Origin of the sequence: Shewanella sp. 10N.286.52.A9, from assembly GCF_041468985.1 — a bacterium.
Lineage (GTDB): Bacteria > Pseudomonadota > Gammaproteobacteria > Enterobacterales > Shewanellaceae > Shewanella > Shewanella japonica.
On record NZ_JBFRJQ010000017.1, the window covers coordinates 1 to 20,622 of the forward strand.

The window sequence follows — 20,622 nt, forward strand, 5'->3', positions numbered from 1 at the left end:
ACTGAACTACAGGGGAATCGATTAAAACTAAGATAAAATTGGCTCCCCAGACTGGACTCGAACCAGTGACATACGGATTAACAGTCCGCCGTTCTACCAACTGAACTACAGGGGAATCGCATTTTATCTTTATTTTCAACAAACTAAACTAAATTGGCTCCCCAGACTGGACTCGAACCAGTGACATACGGATTAACAGTCCGCCGTTCTACCAACTGAACTACAGGGGAATCGTTTTTAGCAATGTATTGCTGAGAACGGAGCGCATAGTAAAACGCCCTGATCAATGAGTCAACTCGAGATATAAAAAAAAGTGAAAAATTGATGTTAACTGCTCATCTAATACCCATCGTGGCTTATAAATGCCCATAATGGCTATTTTTTACTAATCAATTTGAAAAGTAACACTTTTACTTAGCGGCAATGAATCTTGTCATTTAACTCATCATCTCCACTTTAATGGGTTAATTCAAGTATCAACCACGGCAAAATAAGATTTTAACTGCTGTCAGTGCCGATTTTCGGTTGTCTTTTTGCTTTTTAGGATTGATTCAAGACGAGTATGTTATGTCGTTTAGCGATTTGGACTGCCACTAAGCTTGTTTTGAACTAAGCATCAAGCACTAAATATTGAGTTAATGAACAAACAATGCACGTTAATTAATGTACAGCTGATAACCTTTAGCGAACAGTACATAGAGTGGAAGGCGCATAGCAGCGAATGAAAAGCAGATAAAGATAAGGTTCAGGAGAACAGATCAAGTTATAAGAAATCTTTAGTCAATAAAGAGGCGGCAGAAATGATAAACCGACGTTATTACCTATATAGGTAGAAGGTTCACGTTAGCTATAAAAGCACTTCTTATAAAAGCACTTTCTATAAAAGCACTTCTTATAAAAGCAATTTGTATAAAACATTTTGTGTAGAGCGTTAAAGAAGGGCGCTAAAGAAGACCGCTAAAAAAGCACTATAGAAGAGCGCTTGCAAGCGAGTGCTAGAAGAGCATGCTGAGTATCGAGCATTTCAACGTGGATAATTCGCATTGGTTAATACTACAAGGTAATTAACAATAGCGCTTTGAGTAAAGTAGTGTTAGAGCATCATCCTATAGAGCGCCTTTCTATTGAGCTGCGGGAGTATTCAAAATACCGTCGTTTTTGACACTAAGCAGTAAACCTGTTCTGCAGCCTTTACTCAAAAGCATCAAAAAATGTGCTGTAAATGGCATTGTATTATTGAACCTAAACCATAGGTTTTCATCAAACCATTGTACTAGTCTTGTATGCGCTAAAATAGGGCACTAATTTAATCAACTTACAAATGTAATTTTATTTCATGTTGCTTTTCTTACGGTTTTATTAATTTCTGTTTACGTCGATAGCCCACGATTAATGGGTTTGAAGCACTTATCCACTAAATCTGTGGATAAGCCTGTGAGTTACTCCTTAAATATGCTCTGTAACCCTTATTTTTATTGAAACAGACTTAAATTTGGCTGATATTCAACAAGATTATTTTTTATATATTTTTCAGTATGTTGAAAAAAGCAATAACTATTTTTTAGCACTTGTTATTTAGGGATGGGTAAAGTATTCAGTTATTGCACCAGATTGTGTATTAAATTGCCTAATAAACGGGGTTTTTGGCGGTTTTACGTACAAATAACATAGTGTGTAACTGTTGTAGCATTATTTCATCTTTCTTTCTTTATATTGTAATAATCTCTTGATAAGGAAGTGGGGTGCTCTATCCGTTAGCGACTTGATTAAAGTTTATAAGGGGTGGAGATTTACGCATCTAACTCATCACTTTAGCTCATCACTTTAGCTCATCAATTGAATACACTTTGTTTTTTGTTTTGGGAAATTCAATCGAACGGTTAGCTAAATTTATCGGGTTCAGTATAAAATAGCATGACGTTATATAAAGGGTATTTGCTTTGACTGACACAGTATTCAACCTCGTTTCAGATTATTCACCAGCGGGTGATCAACCGACTGCGATTAAACAACTTGTTGATGGCTTAGAAGCGGGAGTGGCTAAACAAACGCTGCTTGGGGTGACGGGGTCTGGTAAAACCTTTACGGTTGCTAACTTAATTCAAACCTTAGGCCGCCCGACGATTATCATGGCGCCCAATAAAACCTTAGCTGCACAATTATATGGTGAAATGAAAGAGTTTTTCCCACATAACGCGGTTGAGTATTTCGTTTCATATTATGACTATTATCAGCCTGAAGCTTATGTGCCTGCTTCCAATACCTTTATCGAAAAAGATGCTTCCGTAAACGCCCATATTGAACAAATGCGTTTGTCTGCAACTAAGGCCTTGTTAGAGCGCAAAGATGTAGTATTGATTGCTTCAGTTTCTGCCATTTACGGTCTAGGTGATCCTGAACTTTATATGAAGATGTTATTGCATCTTCGTCAAGGCGACTTTATGGGGCAACGTGACATCATTACCCGCCTTGGTGAATTGCAATATACTCGCAACGACATAGATTTGCAGCGTGGTACTTTCCGTGTTCGTGGTGAAGTAATCGATATTTTCCCTGCAGAGTCAGAAAGAGATGCTGTCAGAGTTGAATTGTTTGATGACGAAATTGAACAGTTAAGTGAGTTTGACCCGTTAACAGGTCAAGTCACTCGAAGATTAGCGCGCACCACGGTATATCCTAAAAGCCATTATGTGACGCCAAGAGAAAAAATCATCGAAGCGACAGAGCATATTAAAGAAGAGTTAAGAGACCGACGTCAGGAATTATTGGATAACAATAAGCTGATTGAAGCGCAGCGTATCTCTGAGAGAGTACAATATGATATCGAGATGATGGTTGAGCTTGGGTATTGCTCAGGTATCGAAAATTACTCTCGCTATCTTTCTGGTAGAGCTGAGGGGGACGGGCCGCCAACCTTGCTTGATTACTTGCCTGCCAATGGGTTATTAATTATTGATGAGTCACATGTTACCGTACCGCAAATAGGAGCCATGTATAAAGGTGATCGTAGCCGTAAAACGACGCTTGTAGAATATGGTTTTCGTTTACCCTCTGCATTAGATAACAGACCATTAAAGTTTGAAGAATTTGAGCAATTAATGCCACAAACGGTATTTGTGTCGGCAACCCCAAGTGATTACGAACTTGACCAAAGCGACGGAGAAGTCGCAGAGCAAGTCGTACGACCTACAGGATTACTTGACCCTGAAATTGAAATTCGTCCAGTGGCGATACAAGTCGATGATTTATTATCTGAAATTCCTAAGCGGGTCGCTGCTAATGAAAGGGTGTTAATCACGACCCTGACAAAACGAATGTCTGAAGATTTAACCGAATACCTTGATGAGCATGGGGTTAAAGTGCGCTACTTGCACTCAGATATTGATACTGTAGAGCGGGTGGAAGTGATACGAGATTTACGACTCGGTCATTTTGATGTGCTGGTAGGGATTAACTTACTTCGTGAAGGTTTAGACATGCCAGAAGTCTCACTGGTGTGTATTTTAGATGCGGACAAAGAAGGGTTTTTACGCTCAGAACGTTCACTAATTCAAACCATTGGCCGCGCTGCACGAAACGTTAACGGCAAAGTTATCTTATATGCCGATACGGTGACTAAATCAATGGAAAAAGCGATAGGTGAAACTGAAAGGCGTCGTGAGAAACAGCACGCTCATAATGTAAAATTGGGGCAAACGCCAAAAGGTGTGACTAAAAAGATCACTGATGTGATGGATTTAGGCGATCCACATAGGGGTAACAGCAAACATAAATATACCGCATTTGGTAAAGTTGCAGAGTCTGAGCCTCAATACGATACCGCTACCAGTAAAGTACAAAGCGTTGCTGAGCTATCACAGCAAATCGACGAGCTTGAAAAACAAATGCATCAACATGCAAGGGATCTTGAATTTGAACAAGCAGCGGCGCTCAGAGATCAAGTTAAGCAGTTAAGAGAGCAAATCATCTTAAACAGTTAACAAGGTTTGATCACATCGCTTTAGTATGAAACAAGCTCAGCCTTTGCTGAGCTTGTTTGTTTTTGGCTTATGTAAACCGGGGCAAGACAAAAATAATTGATATTTAACTAAAAATTATTTTGATGAAAAACTCAACTCATCGAAACAATAACCCGCCGATTTGCCATTTTACGCATTCATTTTGTTAAAAATATCTAACTTTTGGTGTAAATAGTGACATGAAACAAGATTGTTCTGGTCATTTCTCAGCAAAAGCTCACCTTATAACGTAAAATATAAATACAATTTTCGAATGAAAATTTCTTCTAATTGAGGATCAATGAAAAAGAATAAAGATAAGTACAGTATAGATAATACCGATTACACAGTCGGTCAGGATAATATTCAAAAATGGGGCTTTGATGTCCACAACCCTGTTTTTGGGATCAGCGCTTCTCTCATCGGCATATTCATCATTGCCTTACTCGTTTTAGACCCTGCCACCTCCAAAGCCGTACTTGATGGGATTAAATGGAAAATCATCGGCGCATTTGACGGCTTGTTTATGTGGTCTGCCAACATTTTTGTTTTGTTCTGCTTGCTAATGATTATTTCTCCTTTTGGTAAAGTGCGTTTAGGAGGAGAAGAGGCGAAAACTGACTATTCAAGATTATCATGGGTGGCAATGTTATTTGCTGCCGGTATGGGAATTGGCTTGATGTTTTGGGCGGTTGCAGAGCCTGTTGCTTACTTCACAGGCTGGTATGAAACCCCGCTAGGCGTTGAAGCGAATACGCCTGAAGCAGCTAAATTAGCAATGGGCGCAACCATGTTCCATTGGGGACTGCATCCTTGGGCTATTTACGGTGTGGTGTCATTATCGCTAGCATTTTTTGCTTACAATAAAGGCTTACCTTTATCGATGAGATCGGTTTTCTATCCTATTTTAGGTGATAGAACCTGGGGCTGGCCTGGTCATATTGTGGATATTCTAGCTGTATTAGCCACTTTATTTGGGCTTGCCACTTCACTGGGCTTAGGTGCTCAACAAGCGGCAAGTGGTTTTCATCATATCTTTGGCATTGCTAACGGGTTAACGCTACAAATTACCATTATTTTTGCCGTCACCTTAGTAGCCGTTGTGTCGGTGATGAGGGGGATTGATGGTGGTGTTAAGGTCATTAGTAACATTAATATGTTAATGGCGTTAGCCTTATTGGTGTTTGTCGCGTTAGTGACGTTTGCAGTTTCAATGGGCACCATCCCGACAACAGTTATGGGTTATATCGAAAATATCATTCCCCTCAGTAATCCTATTGGACGAGAAGATGAAGCTTGGATGCACGGTTGGACTGTTTTCTACTGGGCTTGGTGGATATCTTGGTCCCCATTTGTGGGCATGTTTATCGCACGTATTTCCCGCGGTAGAACCATTCGTGAGTTTATGACTGCGGTGTTAATCGCTCCAACAGTTGTTACCATCATATGGATGTCAGTATTTGGCGGTGTGGGCATTGACCAAGTGGTCAATGGCGTAGGGGCATTAGGTGAAAAGGGCTTAACTGAAGTGCCATTAGCCATGTTCCAGGTATTTGATGAGTTGCCTATTGGTAACATCATTTCGCTATTAGCTGTGGTACTTGTTTTGGTGTTCTTTGTTACCTCTTCAGACTCAGGTTCACTGGTTATTGATAGTATTACCTCGGGCGGTAAAGTTGATGCGCCAGCACCACAACGTGTTTTCTGGGCACTGGTTGAGGGGGCAATTGCTGCAGCACTTGTTTGGGTCGGCGGCACAGAAGCTATCGAAGCACTGCAAGCTGGCGCCATATCCACCGCATTACCTTTTACCATCATTTTACTAGTAATGTGTGTGAGTTTAATCATGGGGCTTAGAACCGAGAAACGCTAATTAAGGATTCGCTGTGCTAGCAATATTAATGTGTGCTAACGCCAGTAATGTTCGTTAACGCTAGTAATGTTCGCAAACGCTAATAATCCAAACAATAGAAAAAGCCGATGAGTGTGTTGCACTCATCGGCTTTTCATTTGTGGTTTGTGAATAACAGCTTAAACCCAATAAGGTTACTGGCTGAGCCAGTTAAACAAACAAAATTAGAGCCATAACTTTTTAATCGGTGTTTCGGGGCTGAAATGATGCCTAATTTGCGCTTGTAATAATTCAGCAGTAGCAATCGCATCGGTGAGTGCATCATGGGGTGGGTAAGTTGGTAAATTATAGCGTGTGCGGCTATTGGCTAAACGAATAGAGTGAGGTTTAGGTTTAATAATCCAATCAAGAAACTGCTTAGGTCTAGCTTGATAAATATCAGCTTCAATTTGCATCGTATCAATCACAGGAAACACTATGCCTTCGTTAATTAAACTGCGAAGCGCAGTATCAAAGAAGTCACGTTCAATACGGCGGTAATGCACTACCACAATCTTGCCTGCTAATTGATCTAATAGCTGTTCGAGTATTCTTAATAAATCTGGCGCACCTTTTAAATCTGAGTGGGTTATGCCGTGAATGATAATTGAATCTTCTTGTAGTTTATCTTCTGGATTAATAAACCAATGCTTAGCTTGTCGACATGCGATTCGGTTTAGGGTAAAGGGAACGAGTCCAATGCTAATAATGCTATTTTGCTGGGCATCTAATCCTGTTGTTTCAAAATCTAATGCCACGAACTCAATATCTTTTAACTGAGTCTCACCATGGTAGGTGTTAGCTTCGTAAAAGTGAGTTAAGCGGGCATCTTTGCTTTTTAAGGCTTTGTTTTGTAGAAAAACCTTCCAGTTAAGCACTTCTTGATTAGCAAAATTACGCATAATTACCCTTGCATGCTATTAGCGCTATAACGGAATTTCAAAAAGTTTTGCGCGCTACTTAACACCAAAAAAGCATCTTTTAAGTTACGGCGTTCAAAACCAGACATGTTTTCAGGCTCAATATTGTTATCTGGTTCTTGATCTGCCTCAATATCCAGTGCTTGATGACGAATACGCACAAGCGAGATAAGCTCCATTGCATGCTGCAAATCTTTACCTTTGGTTGGCGGTAAAATACCTGCTTCAATAATATCTTCTAATCGATCAAATGAATTTTGAGATTGTGAACCAATTGCTAACGCATGCACACGTATTAAATCAGCCAAGGGTGCTGTGCCACGGCGTTTTAAATTTATAGAGTTATTATGGCGTCCATCTTTTTCCATTACAAAATCTTTGAAAAACCCCAGTGGTGGGGTGCGATTAAGGGCATTTCTCGCTAAACATGCAAGAAAGCGGTTATTCTTTTTGGCTTTACGTAATATGAACGCATTGAGTTGCTCAGCCCATTTAGGGCGGCCATACACCCCGTATAAATCAAAAAATATCGAACAGTTAAGTAACGCTTGTGCATTAGGGTGTTCAATCCAATCAGTAAAGCATTCTTCCCACTCTGTTTGGGTTTTACGGTATTCAGGGTTAGTGGCCATAATATTGCCAGTACAATACGAATATCCGCATGACGCTAATCCATCACATACAAATGTGGCTAAGGATGTAAAGTATTCACCATGAAGCGCTTCTTGATAATCGTTATCTAGAATAATGGCGTTATCTTGGTCTGTTACGATTAACTGCTCGTCACGCGCCATAGAACCTAATGCAAGAAAACAATAGGGAATTGGCGGGGGGCCTAATTTTTCTTCTGCAAGTTCAAGTAACCTTTGTTTAAAGCTCCTGCCAATTTCAGACATAGCGCGACCCACCATGTGGGAGTTTGCATCCTCATTCACCATGCGAACAAAGCAATCTTTAATTTGGCTTGAAAGTACGATCAAATCATCAATACTGTTTTGCTGAAAAATACTGCTAACGATTAACAGGCTGTTTTGTGATTCATAGCGAATGATGTCAGTGACTTCAATTAAACCTATTGGTTGTTTATTCTTGAGGATAGGTAAGTGATGCACGTTATAACGAAGCATCATTAACATGGCTTCAAAAATATAAGCGTTGTGATCAAGTGAGATTAATTCTGTCGACATGATCTCATCGACTTGGGTGTTTACATCTAGACCTTGAGCGATAACCTTGGCACATAAGTCTCGTTCAGTGATGATACCCACAAAACTATTCCCGCCTTCACTTGGCAAGTTAGGATCATGGATCATGGCTGCTGATACATTCTCATCAGACATGATTTTAGCCACTTGCTGAATGCTGGTGGTTGTCGCAAACATGACGGGCTCACCACTGACTAATGTTTTAACTTTTGAGGTGGTTAACGAGTTTGCATCGTCGTTATTATCTTCAACTGCTTGCTGTAATCTAATACTGCCTTCAACTTCTACAAAGTCAGCAAAAACGTCATAACGTTCGCAAAATGCTTCAAACAATTTTTCAGGAATACAATACAGTAAGGTGTCTTTAATCGACTTAGCAGGGTAACGGACTTTATTATTGGTCAATAAGCCCATTTGACCGAATAAACCGCCTTGATCTAAACGATTGTATAACTCACCGTTGCGTCGATACACTTCTACAACGCCACTTCGGATCATAAATAAATCGTGTATTTTGTCTGCAAATTCAATGATCATACTATCAGCACGATAGTAAGAAATTTCAACGCTTTGCGAGACTTCTTCTAACGCCTGTTCAGGTAGCTGATCAAAAGGAGGATATTGGCGGATGAAGTTACGAATTTCTAATAGTTCGACTTCCATTATTCGCTCGATATTTTTAAGAATTGATTTTGTTAATACAGTATATGATATCAATGATATATATGCAGCTTAGCCCAGCCTAAATTAAAGGATTTGTTAAGGTTTAATTGATATTTTATTGACAAAGTGGGGCGAAGGTTTGATGTTAACTATCGCTATCATAATGTTTCTTCAAACAGTTAATACGGAGTGATGATGACCAATATTGCTAATACCCCTAAGCCGCCATATTACGCTGTGGTATTTTCATCAACACGTTCCGACGTTGATGAAGGTTACAGTGAAGTTGCGACCCAAATGGTAGCGTTAGCAGCGCAACAACCTGGCTTTTTAGGAATAGAGTCAGCAAGAGAAAATATAGGTATAACGGTGTCTTATTGGAGTGATATTAATGCGATTAAACAATGGAAAGCCAATTCAGAACACATGTTAGCCCAGCAGCATGGACGAACCAAATGGTATAGTGATTTTAAAGTTCGTATCGCGAAAGTAGAACGGGATTATGGCACGTTATAGTGCGACAAGCCTTACATTGTTAAACGGAATATTGTTTGGCAAAGGTAAGTCCAAGTAGCGCAGTTACAGGCGGCTGAAACATTCTTTTATTACATGACGGACAATGCATGGTTAACCCTTATAAATCTAACGCCCGGCTCTGCAGCTGACGAAAATGGCGCTGCTTTGCGCAATCAAAGGAAGTGACGCTTTTGGCAGTCCGACAACAGCCGCTTGTTAGGCGCGGCCATACAATCAAACCCTGTTTTTAAAGAAACTTACCAACGTTTAGTCGCAGCCGGAAAACCAAAGAAAGTAGCTATTATTGCCTGTATTAGAAAGATGGTCGTGACGCTTAATTCAATGCTAAGAGATGGTGTGATGTGGGAAGCGCCAAAAGCTTGAAATTAGCTATTGACGCCATAGTCTCTTGTTATGTTTCATTATTGCACACCAAAAGCTCAGATACTTGCTCTTTATTAGGCTGGAATGGCGCACAAATAATTTTAATTAAATCCACTTTTTCTTTTTCACTTAGATCAATCCAAACCTCAGTTTCTTTGATTCGCTTTTTGATATTTTCGAAGCCAAACCATTCAGAATCTAAGCCTCTAATACTTGCCCAATGTTCTGCCTGTTCGGGTTCATTTTGCTCTTTTAGAGTTTTGATAATATTATCGAATATCTGGTTTGAAAGGTTAGCTAAAATTTCACTATAAGGAATAGGCCCATCTTTAGGTTCTTCACTGAATTTAGCTTCTACAATTGCTCTATGTAAGGCCATAAGATCAGAGTCTTTGTTGATTTCCATATTGCCAATATCTCCGATAGTCTGATTGAAACATAACGCCCATTTAAGGGGCTGATAATAGTTTGCTAAAATGTGTAGCGCAGCGAAACCGAGCAAACTGTTAGCAGTCCCGCTTTAAATTCTTGTTATGTGTTGGATGACAACTTGCTGTAAATCATTTGTTTTTTAGCTTCAGATTTACAACTATCAAATTGCTCAAATAAACCAAACCAAAAAAGCCGCTCATTCATTGTCATGCCACCGATGTTTCCGATTGCACTTGTGTTGAAATTTGACCACAACTTATAAAGGTGATTATGAGTTTCTTCACTCTCTATCCAAGAGTGACCAAAAAACCTTTCTATGGTCGATTTAAGCTGAACCACATTTGCACCATTAATTCTCCAATATTTCAATACGCGCAATAACTTAGCAACATCAGGATCGCTATCGTATTTTTGGACTTCGTTGACAAATTCATCGTAATTCATAGAAACACATAACGCCCCTCTAATAAATGAACCATGTGCTGGCGGGCGATTTGCTCAGCAAATGGCATGACAGCCATGATGAATCTTAATTCAGAGGCTTGTTATGTTTCTTCAAAATCAGGGTAAGCACATAAAACAATTGATATATTTAAATCTGCTGTCGATTTCATTAGTTTTGGCTCAAGAAAAATATTCATGTTAATACTTCCGCTACTAAACCAACCAACGAAATACTCTATTACGCCCCCAGATTTGCGTATTTCATCAAAAAATTCTCGGTTAACAGCGAGCTTTTTATTTTGCTGTTCAATGAATTCTTCAAACTGAATATCTTCAGCATCAATTCTTCTGTTGTCACAAAGATCTAAACTCCAATAAGTGTCCCCATAAACACCTTCTAAAACCCGACCTTTAGGCGTGACTCTGATGTCTCCAACGTCATGAGAAGAAGTAGGTTCAAGGTCAAGACGATTGGTAATCACTTGTGCCTTTATATTTGGATGCGATATTTTTAACGCTACGCAAAATTCATACTGTGGCAACCATTCCCCCTAGAAACATAACAGCGTATTATATAGCTGCTCGATAATCTTCTGGCTAAAATCAAATTTAGCAGTAACCTTACCAAGTCAACCGACTGTTTAATAATGATAAAAATAAAAAATTAAGACTGATATTATCAATATTAAGCCCGTATAAAGTGAGCGCAATAATAATGTAGAGGTCTCTTCAACCTTTTATCAATCATCGTAAATTCAATAAGTTATCAGGAAAGTAGATGTTTATCGAGCATAAAATATCGTTTCTTTGCTCACTTTGCTCACTTTGCTCACTTTGCTCACTTTGCTCACTTTGCTCACTGCTCTCTATTTTAGTTATTGGATGTCCACAACTCTTGCCAATTTACTTTGAGTTAGGATGAGGGGCGGCTAGCATTTCGATAAATCATTTAGTTAATTTGATAATAAAATACTTCCTTTTTTTAAATTCACTTCACTTCATTTCACTTATTGAATTGTAATCCTCTGCCTGTTGCAGGTGACAGGGCGATTGTCACTACCTTTCTCACATCGATGCATACCAGCTGCCTTGTATGTAGGTATATCTATGACACCTCGTGGGCTCATACCTGCTAGTGAATGTTAAATATTCACACTCACTCATCATTTAATGCCAAAGCTGTATGACAACAGTTTTAACAGCATTTTTTATATCATTTTTTCAATTGCTTAAGCCATGCTGTTTACGCCTTCTTGTTGATATTTTTTATCTATTACCATCGCTCAATCTTATCTATTGTTTATTAAATGATAAATTATTTAATGTTAATTGTTGACAATAATGGCTAATTGATAGATTGTGTAATCCAACAGTGTTTGCTGCTTTTTTGAACTTTCTTGCTGGTTTTTGATGCAAAAAATGCTGTTGCTAACTCAGGATTATGTGCAATCAAGCAGCGGCACTAAACAATATCTGTGTGCCAAATGGGACGTTATGCAATTAGAAACTGATATTTATAGCAGGATTTTAGCTGATATTGCGCAGGGCGAATTAGTCAGTGGCGATAGATTGATTACGACCTTGTTAGCTAAACGCTATGACTCTAGCGTTAATCCCGTCCGTGAGGCGCTAAAGCTGTTAGAGGGGGAAGGGTTTGTAACCTTTAAAAAAAATAGCGGTGCTAGGGTCGCTAATTTTGCTTATTCAAGCATGAGGGATGTTTTTGAAATTTTGCAATTGTTAGAGCCATATTTTTTGTCTTGGTATGTCACTAACGCAAGCCAAGAAAGTTTAGACAAGTTAGCAAGAATACATCAAAAAATGACGTTATTACCTAAGCATGAAGCGAGTCAACTTAGGCAACTTGATACAGAGTTTCATTGGGAAATGTATCGCCATCACTATAACCAAAGTGCCTTAGTGTTGTGGAAAAACAAGAAGTTAATGTTACAGGCTTTATTGGGTAATTTGGCAGTAAAACCAAGTCGATACGAGGCTATTTTACGTGAGCACAGCCATTTACTGTATTTGATAAACGCAAAAGATGAAGAGTCTGCGGTTAGAACGTTAACAAAACACGTTAAAAGTGGCGGTGATTACTGGCAAAGCAATGTTGCACTTGAAAGCTGAAAAGTGAAACGGCTTAGGTTTAATTATGTATAGGGAATGACAGATGATCATAACGGATATTAATACCTTTAATTTCTGGTTGGGCTTTAGAAATGTTTGCCTGGTTAAAGTTGAAACCGACTCCGGCGTTTATGGTTGGGGAGAATCTGGTCTTTCTGGTCGTGAGCTTGCGGTTACTGGTGCAATTGAGCACTTCAAACAGTTTTTAATTGGTCAATCTGCGTTAAATATTTCTCATATTTGGCAAGAGCTTTACCGAAGTCAGTATTTTGAAGGGGGTCGTGTGCTTGCCGCTGCGATTTCGGCCATCGATATAGCGTTACATGACATTGCAGGAAAGCATTTTAATGTGCCTGTTTATCAACTATTAGGGGGTAAACAGCGAAAACAGATCCCGCTATTTGTCACTTCTACGTTAGCTTTTAATGCCGACTTTGTTGATGATGTAAAAAGACTAAAACAACAGGGTTGGCAAGCTATTAGAGCCACCACAGGCGAACATGGTTGTGTAGAACAATCAAGCTTGTTTGATGCACGAAAATCAATTGCAATCGCCGCTGAGTGGCTAACTAAAACTCGAGAGAGTATTGGCCAAGAGGTTGTTTTAGGTATTGATTATCACCATAGGTTAACGGTTGCTGAGACCGTATCTTTTTGCCAGAAAATGCCTGTAGGTACCTTAGATTTTATTGAGGAGCCTATTCGCGATCAGTCCTTAACGAGTTATCAAAATCTGCGCTCAATGACGGACGTTCCATTTGCTATTGGAGAGGAGTTTTCCAGTAAATGGGATTTTGCTCCTTATGTAGATACTGCGCTAACCAATTTTGCCCGAATTGATATCTGTAATGCTGGTGGCTTTACCGAGGCTATGAAAGTGGCCGCGATGTGTGAAACCAAATATATCGACATGATGCCACACAATCCATTGAGTCCGATTTGTACCGCAGCTTCGATTCATTATTGTGCTGCAATAAGTAATTTAAGCTGGCTGGAGTTACCGCCTTATGATGGTGATTTATCTGAATATGACGCCATTTTTACTCATCGGCCTCGAGTCTCTCACAATGCATATCCCGTTTCTGACCTGCCTGGTTTAGGCATTGATGTTGATGAGGCCTCATTACCGAAGCAGGCTTTCAAGTTCTGGGAGCCGCCAAGATTACATAAACCGGATGGCTCTTACACCAACTGGTAACAGGCAACATAACGAATTAAGTCAATCTAGCCAACAGCATCGTGCATGACTCATCTTAGAGGCTTGTATGAAGCTGTTATTAACAATGCTAACGCTTTCATGGATAGAAAATGAAACAAGAACAAGTTACACCTCATCAGCCTAAACAAAAGTTTGCTGTACTGGCGCTGATATTTTGTAGTGTGGTTATTAATTACATGGATCGAACCAACATTTCGGTTGCAGCGCAAGCAATTTCTGCTGATCTCGACATCAGTAAATTAGAAATGGGGATGATATTTTCTGCATTTGCATGGACGTATTCCATTATGCAAATTCCCGGCGGCATGGTGGTCGATGCAATCAAGATCCGTGTTTTGTATCCCTTTATATTAGTGGCATGGTCGTTAGCAACCATAGTGCAGGGGATGGTCAGTTCATTAGCGGCATTAATCGGTTGTCGAATGGCAATTGGTTTTTTCGAAGCGCCTTCATATCCTGCTAATAATAAAATCGTGACGCAATGGTTTAAAGAACAAGAAAGGGCGAGCGCCATTGCTGTGTATACCTCAGGTCAATTCATTGGTTTGGCATTTTTAATGCCTGTGCTGGCGGTTATTCAAGAGTATTTTGGTTGGCGTGGTTTGTTTTATGTTTCAGGTGCCATCGGCATTATTTGGGCTGGAATATGGTATTGGCTTTATAAAGATCCTGATGAGGCTGTCTCTGCTGAGACAGAAAAGACGCTGTCAGATAAGCCATTATCAAAGCAATCTCAAAAGCCTGTTCAACAAGCTGTAATCAACTGGTCAAATCTAAAAGTCGCCTTTACCAGTCGCAAGTTATGGGGCATTTACATAGGTCAGTTTTGTTTAGGCGGGACTTTGATTTTCTTTTTAACTTGGTTTCCTACCTATCTGGCTGAATATCGTGGATTAAGCGATATCAATACCGGATTTCTTGCCGCTATTCCATTTTTGTGTGCTTTTGCCGGTGTTTTGGTATCTGGCTTTGTTTCTGATTGGTTGGTGCGAAAAGGCATTTCAAATGAAGTCGCCCGAAAAGCACCGATTATTATAGGGTTGCTGCTTTCTAGTTGTGTGATTTTCGCAAATTATGTCGATAGTACGGCTTGGATGACATTCTTCCTGTCAGTGACATTTTTTGGAAATGGGTTAGCGTCTATCAATTGGGTGTTTGTTTCATTACTCGCGCCTAAACATATGGTTGGTTTAGTGGGAGGGTGTTTTAATTTCATTGGTGGATTATCTGCCGTGATCGTCCCCATAGCCATTGGATACCTAGCACAAGATGGCGACTTTAAACCTGCATTAATATTAATCGCAGCCTTGGGTATGTGTGGTTTGTGCTCGTACTTGTTCTTGGTCGGTAAAGTCGAGCAGATAACTGTGCCATCTGACATGGAGCTTGATTCAACGGCTGAACTAGTTGAAGCGTTAATCATTGAGGGCAAATCAAAATGAGTTTGCTCTTTTTTGGTGAAATGATGCTGCGATTAACGCCTTCAATCGCACAACAGCAACTGGTGTGTGCAGAACAACTATCTGTAGATTTTGCCGGTGCTGAATCGAATGTGGCCAGTTCATTGGCATTAATGGGCCATGAATGTCATTTTGTTACTAAGCTGCCAAGTAATGCACTGGGCGATCATGGCATTGCAAGCCTTAAAAAATACGGGATTCAGACTGAATATATCCGTCGAGGTGGTCAACGTATTGGCAGTTATTTTATTGAAATGGGCATGTCTATAAGGCCATCTAAAGTGGTTTATGACCGCGCTTATTCCGCTTTTTCGCAAATCTCTAATGACGAGTTTGATTGGCCAAGTATTTTGTCAGGTAAGCGTTGGTTGCATGTTAGTGGTATTTCTCCAGCATTATCGACCCAATGCGCAGCAGAAACGATTAAAGCGGTCAAAATTGCCAAGTCTCTAGGGGTAAAAGTCAGTTTTGATCTTAACTATCGACGTTCGCTTTGGGATGACAGCCAAAAGGCACGTGATTATTTCAGCGAAATCCTAAACTATTCCAATCTAGCCTTTGGAAATGCTGGCGTTATAAGTGACGTGTTTGATTATCAGACGCCAGATATCTCTGAAAATGAACTCGCCCACGTTATTTCTCAGCATTCTCTTGAACGATTGGACAAAACTAGCCAACGCAGCTGGTATCAAGCTAATGATTTGGCTGAATTTTTACGGGCTAAATTTGATGTTGATTTTGCAATGACTGAGCGAGTGCATCATAGCGCTAATCAAAATACATTAACTGGTTTTTATATTACTTCGACAACATGCAGCTTTTCAGCACCGGTTACCGTAGAAATTAAAGACCGTTTAGGCACAGGTGATGCTTTTGCAGCTGGGGTATTGCACGGGTTAGAACGTGGTTGGCATGGGCAGCAAATTGCGCAATTTGCCAATGCTGCATTTGCTCTAGCCCATACGGGAATTGGCGATCAAAATTGGTCAAATGAAGCTGAGATTCAATACATTGCGGATGGTAATTTATCTGGCCACATTATTCGATGAACAAGGTTATCAGTTCAGTCATTTAGGATAAAAAAAGACAAAGGGAGACGACATGAGACACGAGGTGGTTGAGCAATTAATCAGTCATAAATTGATTGTCATTATTAGAGTAAAAGACCCCAGTGACATTGAAGGCATTGTTCAATGCATGTCTGATGCTGGCGTACTGGCGGTAGAAGTCACCAGCAATACTCCAGGTTATGAAATGGCTATAACTCAGCTCAGGCAGCAATTCCCACACATGTTAATTGGTGCAGGAACGGTGACCGATCATCGAATTGCAAAACGGGCAATTAAAGCAGGTGCTCAGTTTTTGGTAACGCCTAATACTAACGAGGCGATTGTGCGACATGCCCACGCGTTGGATGTGCCTGTGGTCATGGGCGCAATGACCCCGACAGATATCGTCGATGCCTCTCAATTTAACGCTGACATTATTAAGTTATTTCCCGCAGGACCTATGGGAGCAAACTATTTACAAGCATTAGCTCAAGGTCCTTTTCTTGATAGCTACTTTTTTCCCGTTGGTGGTATTGATGCCTCCAATATCGACGCTTGGTTTGACAGTGGAGCGTCAGGTGTTGGTATCGGCGGGAGTTTGGCGCAACCCGTTTACAGTCCGCAACAAGCCGAACAATTGACCAGAAATGTCAGTGAAATAGTCGCAAAAATTAATGCAAAAGAATTAACAAGGAAGGCAAGCTAATGACAATTAAACCTAGCTCAAGGCACAAACGTTTTTATTCATCTTTACTGATATCCAGTTTATTACTTGCTTGCAGTGATGGTGTTAATGATAACGGCAATAATCAAATCACCGAAAAAGACATGGCAGCAGGGGGTGAAACTGAGGCTGTAAACAGTATCGAACAGCAAAAAGCGCAGGCAACAGTTTTATTGTCGCCGTTAACAGGTTACGAAGATTTAAGTAAACCGGGAATACTAAATCAGTTTGATTTTGAAAATTCTCGTGGTGAGATTAAAAAAATTGATGGTAAAGAGCAATTAGTTGTTCATCTTGATTCAAAGCAGCACCATAGCGCTAGCTTTAGTGTTAAACCTGATAAAAGATTTAATTGGCAATCGAATGAGCCAATTGGTTTTGCTGTCTCATTGGCTAACCCGAAGTCAACCTCAGTCTTTATTCATGTCAAAGTAAAAGACAGTGCTGGCTTAAGTCATAATCGAAATATTGTGTTACCAGCTAAAAGCCAAGATAACTACTTTATGTCGTTATCTGGTGAAGACTTGTCAATTGAAACAGGCATTAGAAGTAATCCTAATCCTTGGTTAACGGATTATACGCCTATTATTTGGCGTTATGGTGTGAAAAATATTGACCTTAAAAATGTCGCTGAAATTGAGTTTAGTGTCCATGGTGTGCCAGAAGACAAGCAAATCTTGTTGAGCAATTTACAATTGATTAAAGCGACAAAACTTAATGACCAATATTTAGAGAATTTAGTGGATGAATTTGGCCAAAGCACCAAGATTGATTTTATCAATAAAGTGAATTCTACAGATGAATTAATTGCCATTTCAGCAAAAGAGCAAGCGAGTTTACGTAAGACCGTACCAGAGGGACGCTCAACTTTTAATGGTTGGAAGGCTGGACCTAAGCTTGATGCAACAGGATATTTTAGAGTTGAGAAGTATCAAGGAAAATGGAGCCTTGTTGATCCTGAAGGTTATTTATTTTTCTCAAACGGTATTGCCAATATACGCATGGCAAATACTTCTACCATCACAGGGTATGATTTTAATACCACACATATTGCCCCAAGAGCTGAAGGCGATTTCACGCCTGAGGATTCTATTGGATTAAATAGGGCGCCTGAATCTGCTTGGGATACAAGGTATGTCAGTTCTGAGTTAAGAGCCAAGATGTTCAGTTGGCTGCCTAAATATGGCGAGCCGTTATCTGAACATTTTGGTTATCGTCGTGAAGTGCATACTGGTGCAGTAGAAAAGGGCGAAACCTTTAGTTTTTATCAAGCAAATCTTGCGCGTAAATATCAATCTAACGACGCTGATGTATTTATGCCTAAATGGCGAGATACCACAGTCGATCGCATGCTTAGCTGGGGCTTTACGTCATTTGGTAATTGGGTTGATCCCAGCTTTTACCAACTTAATCGAATTCCATACTTTGCTAATGGTTGGATTATCGGCGACTTTAAAACGGTCAGTAGTGGTAATGATTATTGGAGCCCACTGCCTGACCCTTTTGATCCCGAATTTGTAAAACGGGCTCATTTCACTGCTAAACAAATTGCCGCTGAAGTTCAAAATAATCCTTGGTGTGTTGGTATATTTATCGATAACGAGAAAAGCTGGGGACAAATGGGCAGCATAGAGTCTCAATATGGCCTTGTTATCAACACGTTAGGTATAGACGCAAGCGATAGCCCAACTAAAGCTGAGTTCGTTAAGGTATTACAGACAAAATATACCAACATAGGCGAATTAAATCGCCAATGGGGAACAGATTTTCCGACATGGAAGCGAGTTAAAACCGGTATAGAGATTACTGATTTTAAAGATGAAGTGGTAACGGATTTATCGTTATTACTTGAGCATTATACCAGCGAGTATTTTGCGGTGGTGAGCGATGCAGTTGCGCAATACTTACCAAATCATTTGTACTTAGGTGCTCGCTTTGCCAGTTGGGGGATGACACCCGAAGTGCGATCGGCCGCGGCTAAACATGTCGATGTAATGAGTTACAACTATTACAAAGAATCGGTGAATGACTCCTTCTGGTCATTTCTTGAAGGCATTGATATGCCAAGTATCATAGGTGAGTTCCATAATGGTTCAATGGATTCTGGTTTACTAAACCCTGGACTTATTCATGCTTCTTCACAAGCCGACCGAGGCGCTAAATATCAAGAATACGTTAACAGCGTACTAGATAATCCGTATTTAGTTGGCTCGCATTGGTTCCAATATATTGATTCTCCTTTGACAGGTCGTGCATACGATGGTGAAAACTATAACGTTGGGTTCGTGAGTGTGACAGATATTCCTTATCAGCCATTAGTTGATGCAGCAAAAGCCGTCAATCAGCAAATTTATACGAGGCGTTTTGGTGATGTTCAGGTTAAATAAAATGATGTCTCGGCCAATTTGCAACACTATTTCTGCCGCTAGTTATGACCATGACTATAACAGTGTTTATAACAGTAGTGATTACAGTAGTGATTATAGTAGTGATTACAGTATCTATGGCAATACGTGCAGTAACATAACTCGCCGTTTCGGGGCACAGGTGTTGGCGCTGTTAGTGATGTATTGCACTTTGGCTGTGAGTCATCATAGCCAAGCTGCGCCGGTGCTGAATTTACCAGAGCAAGAAAAACCAAGCTTACGTAATATTCGATATGAGATCTTCGACGATAGAGCGTATGAAGTGTTAAACACATCTGCGCCACTTCATACGTTAGCCTCAGGGTTTCAGTGGGCAGAAGGGCCTGTTTGGTCTTCTGCTGGCCAGTATTTGCTGTTTTCAGATATCCCTGCAGGCAAAGTGTTTCAATTTCATTCTGAGCACGGGCTTAATGAGTATTTACCTGTAAGCGGCTTTTCTAATGGGCTGGTGATTAACACATCTGATAGTGAGGCTGAGCAATTAATATTGCTACAGTCTCGCTCTCGTCAGGTTGCAGTGATGCAGGCGCCACTTGATAAACCTAAGGCTAATTATCAGCGATTGGTTAGTCAGTTCAACGGTAAGCGCTTAAATAGCCCTAATGATGGTGTGTTAAGCCAAGATGGTAGTTTATTGTTTACTGATCCGCCTTATGGACTAGCGCAGCAGCTTAACGATCCTGAAAAGGAATTGGCATTTCAAGGGGTGTATCGGCTATCTAAGCAACATGAATTAAGCTTAATTGATGACAGTTTACGCTATCCCAATGGGATTGCGTTGGCTGCATCCGTGCCGTCGAGCGACAATACCTATACCTTGTACGTTGCAGCTTCAAATCCACAAAAGCCTGCCTGGTATCAATATACCTTGAATACTGATTGGCAAGTGATACAGCGTCAGGTATTTCATCAATTACCGCCAGTGAAAGACGAAGGACGCGGTTTACCCGATGGATTAAAAGTCCTGCCTTCTGGAGATGTTCTCGCCACAGGCCCAGATGGACTATGGCTATTTGCTCATTCGGGTAAGTTACTAGCCAAAGTACATTTACCCAGTATTGCTGCCAACCTTGCCTTTAACGATGACTACTCCACGGTGTTTGTTACTGCACATCAACATCTTTATTCGCTCGATTTGGTCAAACAACCGCAATAGCACTT

15 protein-coding genes, 2 tRNA genes and 1 pseudogene are annotated in these 20,622 nt (G+C 40.3%); 11 read left to right on the forward strand and 7 right to left on the reverse strand.

The window, feature by feature from the left end:
* Nucleotides 1–39 precede the first annotated feature (39 nt).
* Both AB4128_RS14170 and AB4128_RS14175 read right to left on the reverse strand, forming a co-directional pair.
* Nucleotides 40–115: transfer RNA gene (locus tag AB4128_RS14170), tRNA-Asn, on the reverse strand.
* Nucleotides 116–154: 39 nt separating this feature from the next.
* Nucleotides 155–230: transfer RNA gene (locus AB4128_RS14175), tRNA-Asn, on the reverse strand.
* 1,710 nt (nucleotides 231–1,940) lie between these two features.
* Here AB4128_RS14175 and uvrB point away from each other — a divergent pair.
* Complete coding sequence (uvrB, locus tag AB4128_RS14180) at nucleotides 1,941–3,980, forward strand: excinuclease ABC subunit UvrB (protein ID WP_119969699.1); 2,040 nt, start codon at nucleotides 1,941–1,943, stop codon at nucleotides 3,978–3,980.
* A gap of 319 nt (nucleotides 3,981–4,299) precedes the next feature.
* On the forward strand, nucleotides 4,300–5,871 hold the full coding sequence (locus tag AB4128_RS14185) for a BCCT family transporter (protein WP_055025924.1): 1,572 nt from the start codon (nucleotides 4,300–4,302) through the stop codon (nucleotides 5,869–5,871).
* A gap of 203 nt (nucleotides 5,872–6,074) precedes the next feature.
* Here the strand turns inward: AB4128_RS14185 and AB4128_RS14190 are convergent, their stop codons facing one another.
* On the reverse strand, nucleotides 6,075–6,791 hold the full coding sequence (locus AB4128_RS14190) for a 3'-5' exonuclease (protein WP_372038082.1): 717 nt from the start codon (nucleotides 6,789–6,791) through the stop codon (nucleotides 6,075–6,077).
* A gap of 2 nt (nucleotides 6,792–6,793) precedes the next feature.
* On the reverse strand, nucleotides 6,794–8,677 hold the full coding sequence (locus AB4128_RS14195) for a DUF294 nucleotidyltransferase-like domain-containing protein (protein WP_065108190.1): 1,884 nt from the start codon (nucleotides 8,675–8,677) through the stop codon (nucleotides 6,794–6,796).
* A gap of 195 nt (nucleotides 8,678–8,872) precedes the next feature.
* Between AB4128_RS14195 and AB4128_RS14200 the strand changes: the two genes are divergently transcribed.
* Both AB4128_RS14200 and AB4128_RS14205 read left to right on the forward strand, forming a co-directional pair.
* A complete protein-coding gene (locus tag AB4128_RS14200; protein ID WP_055025927.1) occupies nucleotides 8,873–9,193 on the forward strand; it encodes an antibiotic biosynthesis monooxygenase in 321 nt (106 codons plus the stop codon).
* A 222-nt stretch (nucleotides 9,194–9,415) separates the two neighbouring features.
* Nucleotides 9,416–9,577, forward strand: a pseudogene (locus AB4128_RS14205) (IS110 family transposase); the annotation flags it as partial.
* 28 nt (nucleotides 9,578–9,605) lie between these two features.
* Here AB4128_RS14205 and AB4128_RS14210 read toward each other — a convergent pair.
* The 3 genes from AB4128_RS14210 to AB4128_RS14220 all read right to left on the reverse strand — a co-directional run bounded on the left by AB4128_RS14210 (nucleotide 9,606) and on the right by AB4128_RS14220 (nucleotide 10,995).
* Nucleotides 9,606–9,983, reverse strand: coding sequence for a hypothetical protein (locus AB4128_RS14210; RefSeq protein WP_372038083.1), 378 nt, complete (start codon nucleotides 9,981–9,983; stop codon nucleotides 9,606–9,608).
* Nucleotides 9,984–10,108: 125 nt separating this feature from the next.
* Nucleotides 10,109–10,453 (reverse strand): hypothetical protein, encoded by a 345-nt coding sequence (locus AB4128_RS14215; RefSeq protein ID WP_372038084.1) that lies wholly within the window; start codon nucleotides 10,451–10,453, stop codon nucleotides 10,109–10,111.
* 101 nt (nucleotides 10,454–10,554) lie between these two features.
* On the reverse strand, nucleotides 10,555–10,995 hold the full coding sequence (locus AB4128_RS14220) for a DUF4279 domain-containing protein (RefSeq protein ID WP_192022622.1): 441 nt from the start codon (nucleotides 10,993–10,995) through the stop codon (nucleotides 10,555–10,557).
* A gap of 952 nt (nucleotides 10,996–11,947) precedes the next feature.
* On the opposite strand from AB4128_RS14220, the gene AB4128_RS14225 reads away from it, so the two are divergent.
* The 7 genes from AB4128_RS14225 (at nucleotide 11,948) to AB4128_RS14255 (ending at nucleotide 20,617) form a co-directional block, all read left to right on the forward strand.
* The gene (locus AB4128_RS14225) at nucleotides 11,948–12,583 is read left to right on the forward strand and encodes a GntR family transcriptional regulator (RefSeq protein ID WP_372038085.1); all 636 of its coding nucleotides are present in this window, start codon (nucleotides 11,948–11,950) and stop codon (nucleotides 12,581–12,583) included.
* A gap of 43 nt (nucleotides 12,584–12,626) precedes the next feature.
* Entirely contained in the window at nucleotides 12,627–13,781 is a 1,155-nt protein-coding gene (locus tag AB4128_RS14230; protein ID WP_372038086.1) for a mandelate racemase/muconate lactonizing enzyme family protein, read from the forward strand.
* Between the two features lie 110 nt (nucleotides 13,782–13,891).
* Nucleotides 13,892–15,244: an MFS transporter gene (locus AB4128_RS14235; RefSeq protein ID WP_372038087.1), complete on the forward strand. Its 1,353-nt coding sequence runs from the start codon at nucleotides 13,892–13,894 to the stop codon at nucleotides 15,242–15,244.
* The gene (locus tag AB4128_RS14240; protein WP_372038088.1) at nucleotides 15,241–16,311 is read left to right on the forward strand and encodes a PfkB family carbohydrate kinase; all 1,071 of its coding nucleotides are present in this window, start codon (nucleotides 15,241–15,243) and stop codon (nucleotides 16,309–16,311) included. The genes AB4128_RS14235 and AB4128_RS14240 overlap by 4 nt, the downstream gene beginning before the upstream one ends.
* A gap of 52 nt (nucleotides 16,312–16,363) precedes the next feature.
* Nucleotides 16,364–17,017 carry a bifunctional 4-hydroxy-2-oxoglutarate aldolase/2-dehydro-3-deoxy-phosphogluconate aldolase gene (locus AB4128_RS14245; protein ID WP_080915623.1) on the forward strand — a complete coding sequence of 218 codons (654 nt, stop codon included), beginning with the start codon at nucleotides 16,364–16,366 and terminating at the stop codon, nucleotides 17,015–17,017.
* On the forward strand, nucleotides 17,017–19,422 hold the full coding sequence (locus AB4128_RS14250; RefSeq protein WP_372038089.1) for an agarase: 2,406 nt from the start codon (nucleotides 17,017–17,019) through the stop codon (nucleotides 19,420–19,422). The genes AB4128_RS14245 and AB4128_RS14250 overlap by 1 nt, the downstream gene beginning before the upstream one ends.
* 1 nt (nucleotide 19,423) lies before the next feature.
* Nucleotides 19,424–20,617, forward strand: a complete 1,194-nt coding sequence (locus AB4128_RS14255) for an SMP-30/gluconolactonase/LRE family protein (protein ID WP_372038090.1) — start codon at nucleotides 19,424–19,426, stop codon at nucleotides 20,615–20,617.
* Nucleotides 20,618–20,622: the final 5 nt, after the last annotated feature.

Coding starts and splice junctions, on each gene's coding strand:
- AB4128_RS14185 (WP_055025924.1), top strand. CDS start 4,300: ATGAAAAAGAATAAAGATAAGTACAGTATAGATAATACCGATTACACA.
- AB4128_RS14190 (WP_372038082.1), bottom strand. CDS start 6,791: ATGCGTAATTTTGCTAATCAAGAAGTGCTTAACTGGAAGGTTTTTCTA.
- AB4128_RS14195 (WP_065108190.1), bottom strand. CDS start 8,677: ATGGAAGTCGAACTATTAGAAATTCGTAACTTCATCCGCCAATATCCT.
- AB4128_RS14200 (WP_055025927.1), top strand. CDS start 8,873: ATGACCAATATTGCTAATACCCCTAAGCCGCCATATTACGCTGTGGTA.
- AB4128_RS14210 (WP_372038083.1), bottom strand. CDS start 9,983: ATGGAAATCAACAAAGACTCTGATCTTATGGCCTTACATAGAGCAATT.
- AB4128_RS14215 (WP_372038084.1), bottom strand. CDS start 10,453: ATGAATTACGATGAATTTGTCAACGAAGTCCAAAAATACGATAGCGAT.
- AB4128_RS14225 (WP_372038085.1), top strand. CDS start 11,948: ATGCAATTAGAAACTGATATTTATAGCAGGATTTTAGCTGATATTGCG.
- AB4128_RS14230 (WP_372038086.1), top strand. CDS start 12,627: ATGATCATAACGGATATTAATACCTTTAATTTCTGGTTGGGCTTTAGA.
- AB4128_RS14235 (WP_372038087.1), top strand. CDS start 13,892: ATGAAACAAGAACAAGTTACACCTCATCAGCCTAAACAAAAGTTTGCT.
- AB4128_RS14240 (WP_372038088.1), top strand. CDS start 15,241: ATGAGTTTGCTCTTTTTTGGTGAAATGATGCTGCGATTAACGCCTTCA.
- AB4128_RS14245 (WP_080915623.1), top strand. CDS start 16,364: ATGAGACACGAGGTGGTTGAGCAATTAATCAGTCATAAATTGATTGTC.
- AB4128_RS14250 (WP_372038089.1), top strand. CDS start 17,017: ATGACAATTAAACCTAGCTCAAGGCACAAACGTTTTTATTCATCTTTA.
- AB4128_RS14255 (WP_372038090.1), top strand. CDS start 19,424: ATGATGTCTCGGCCAATTTGCAACACTATTTCTGCCGCTAGTTATGAC.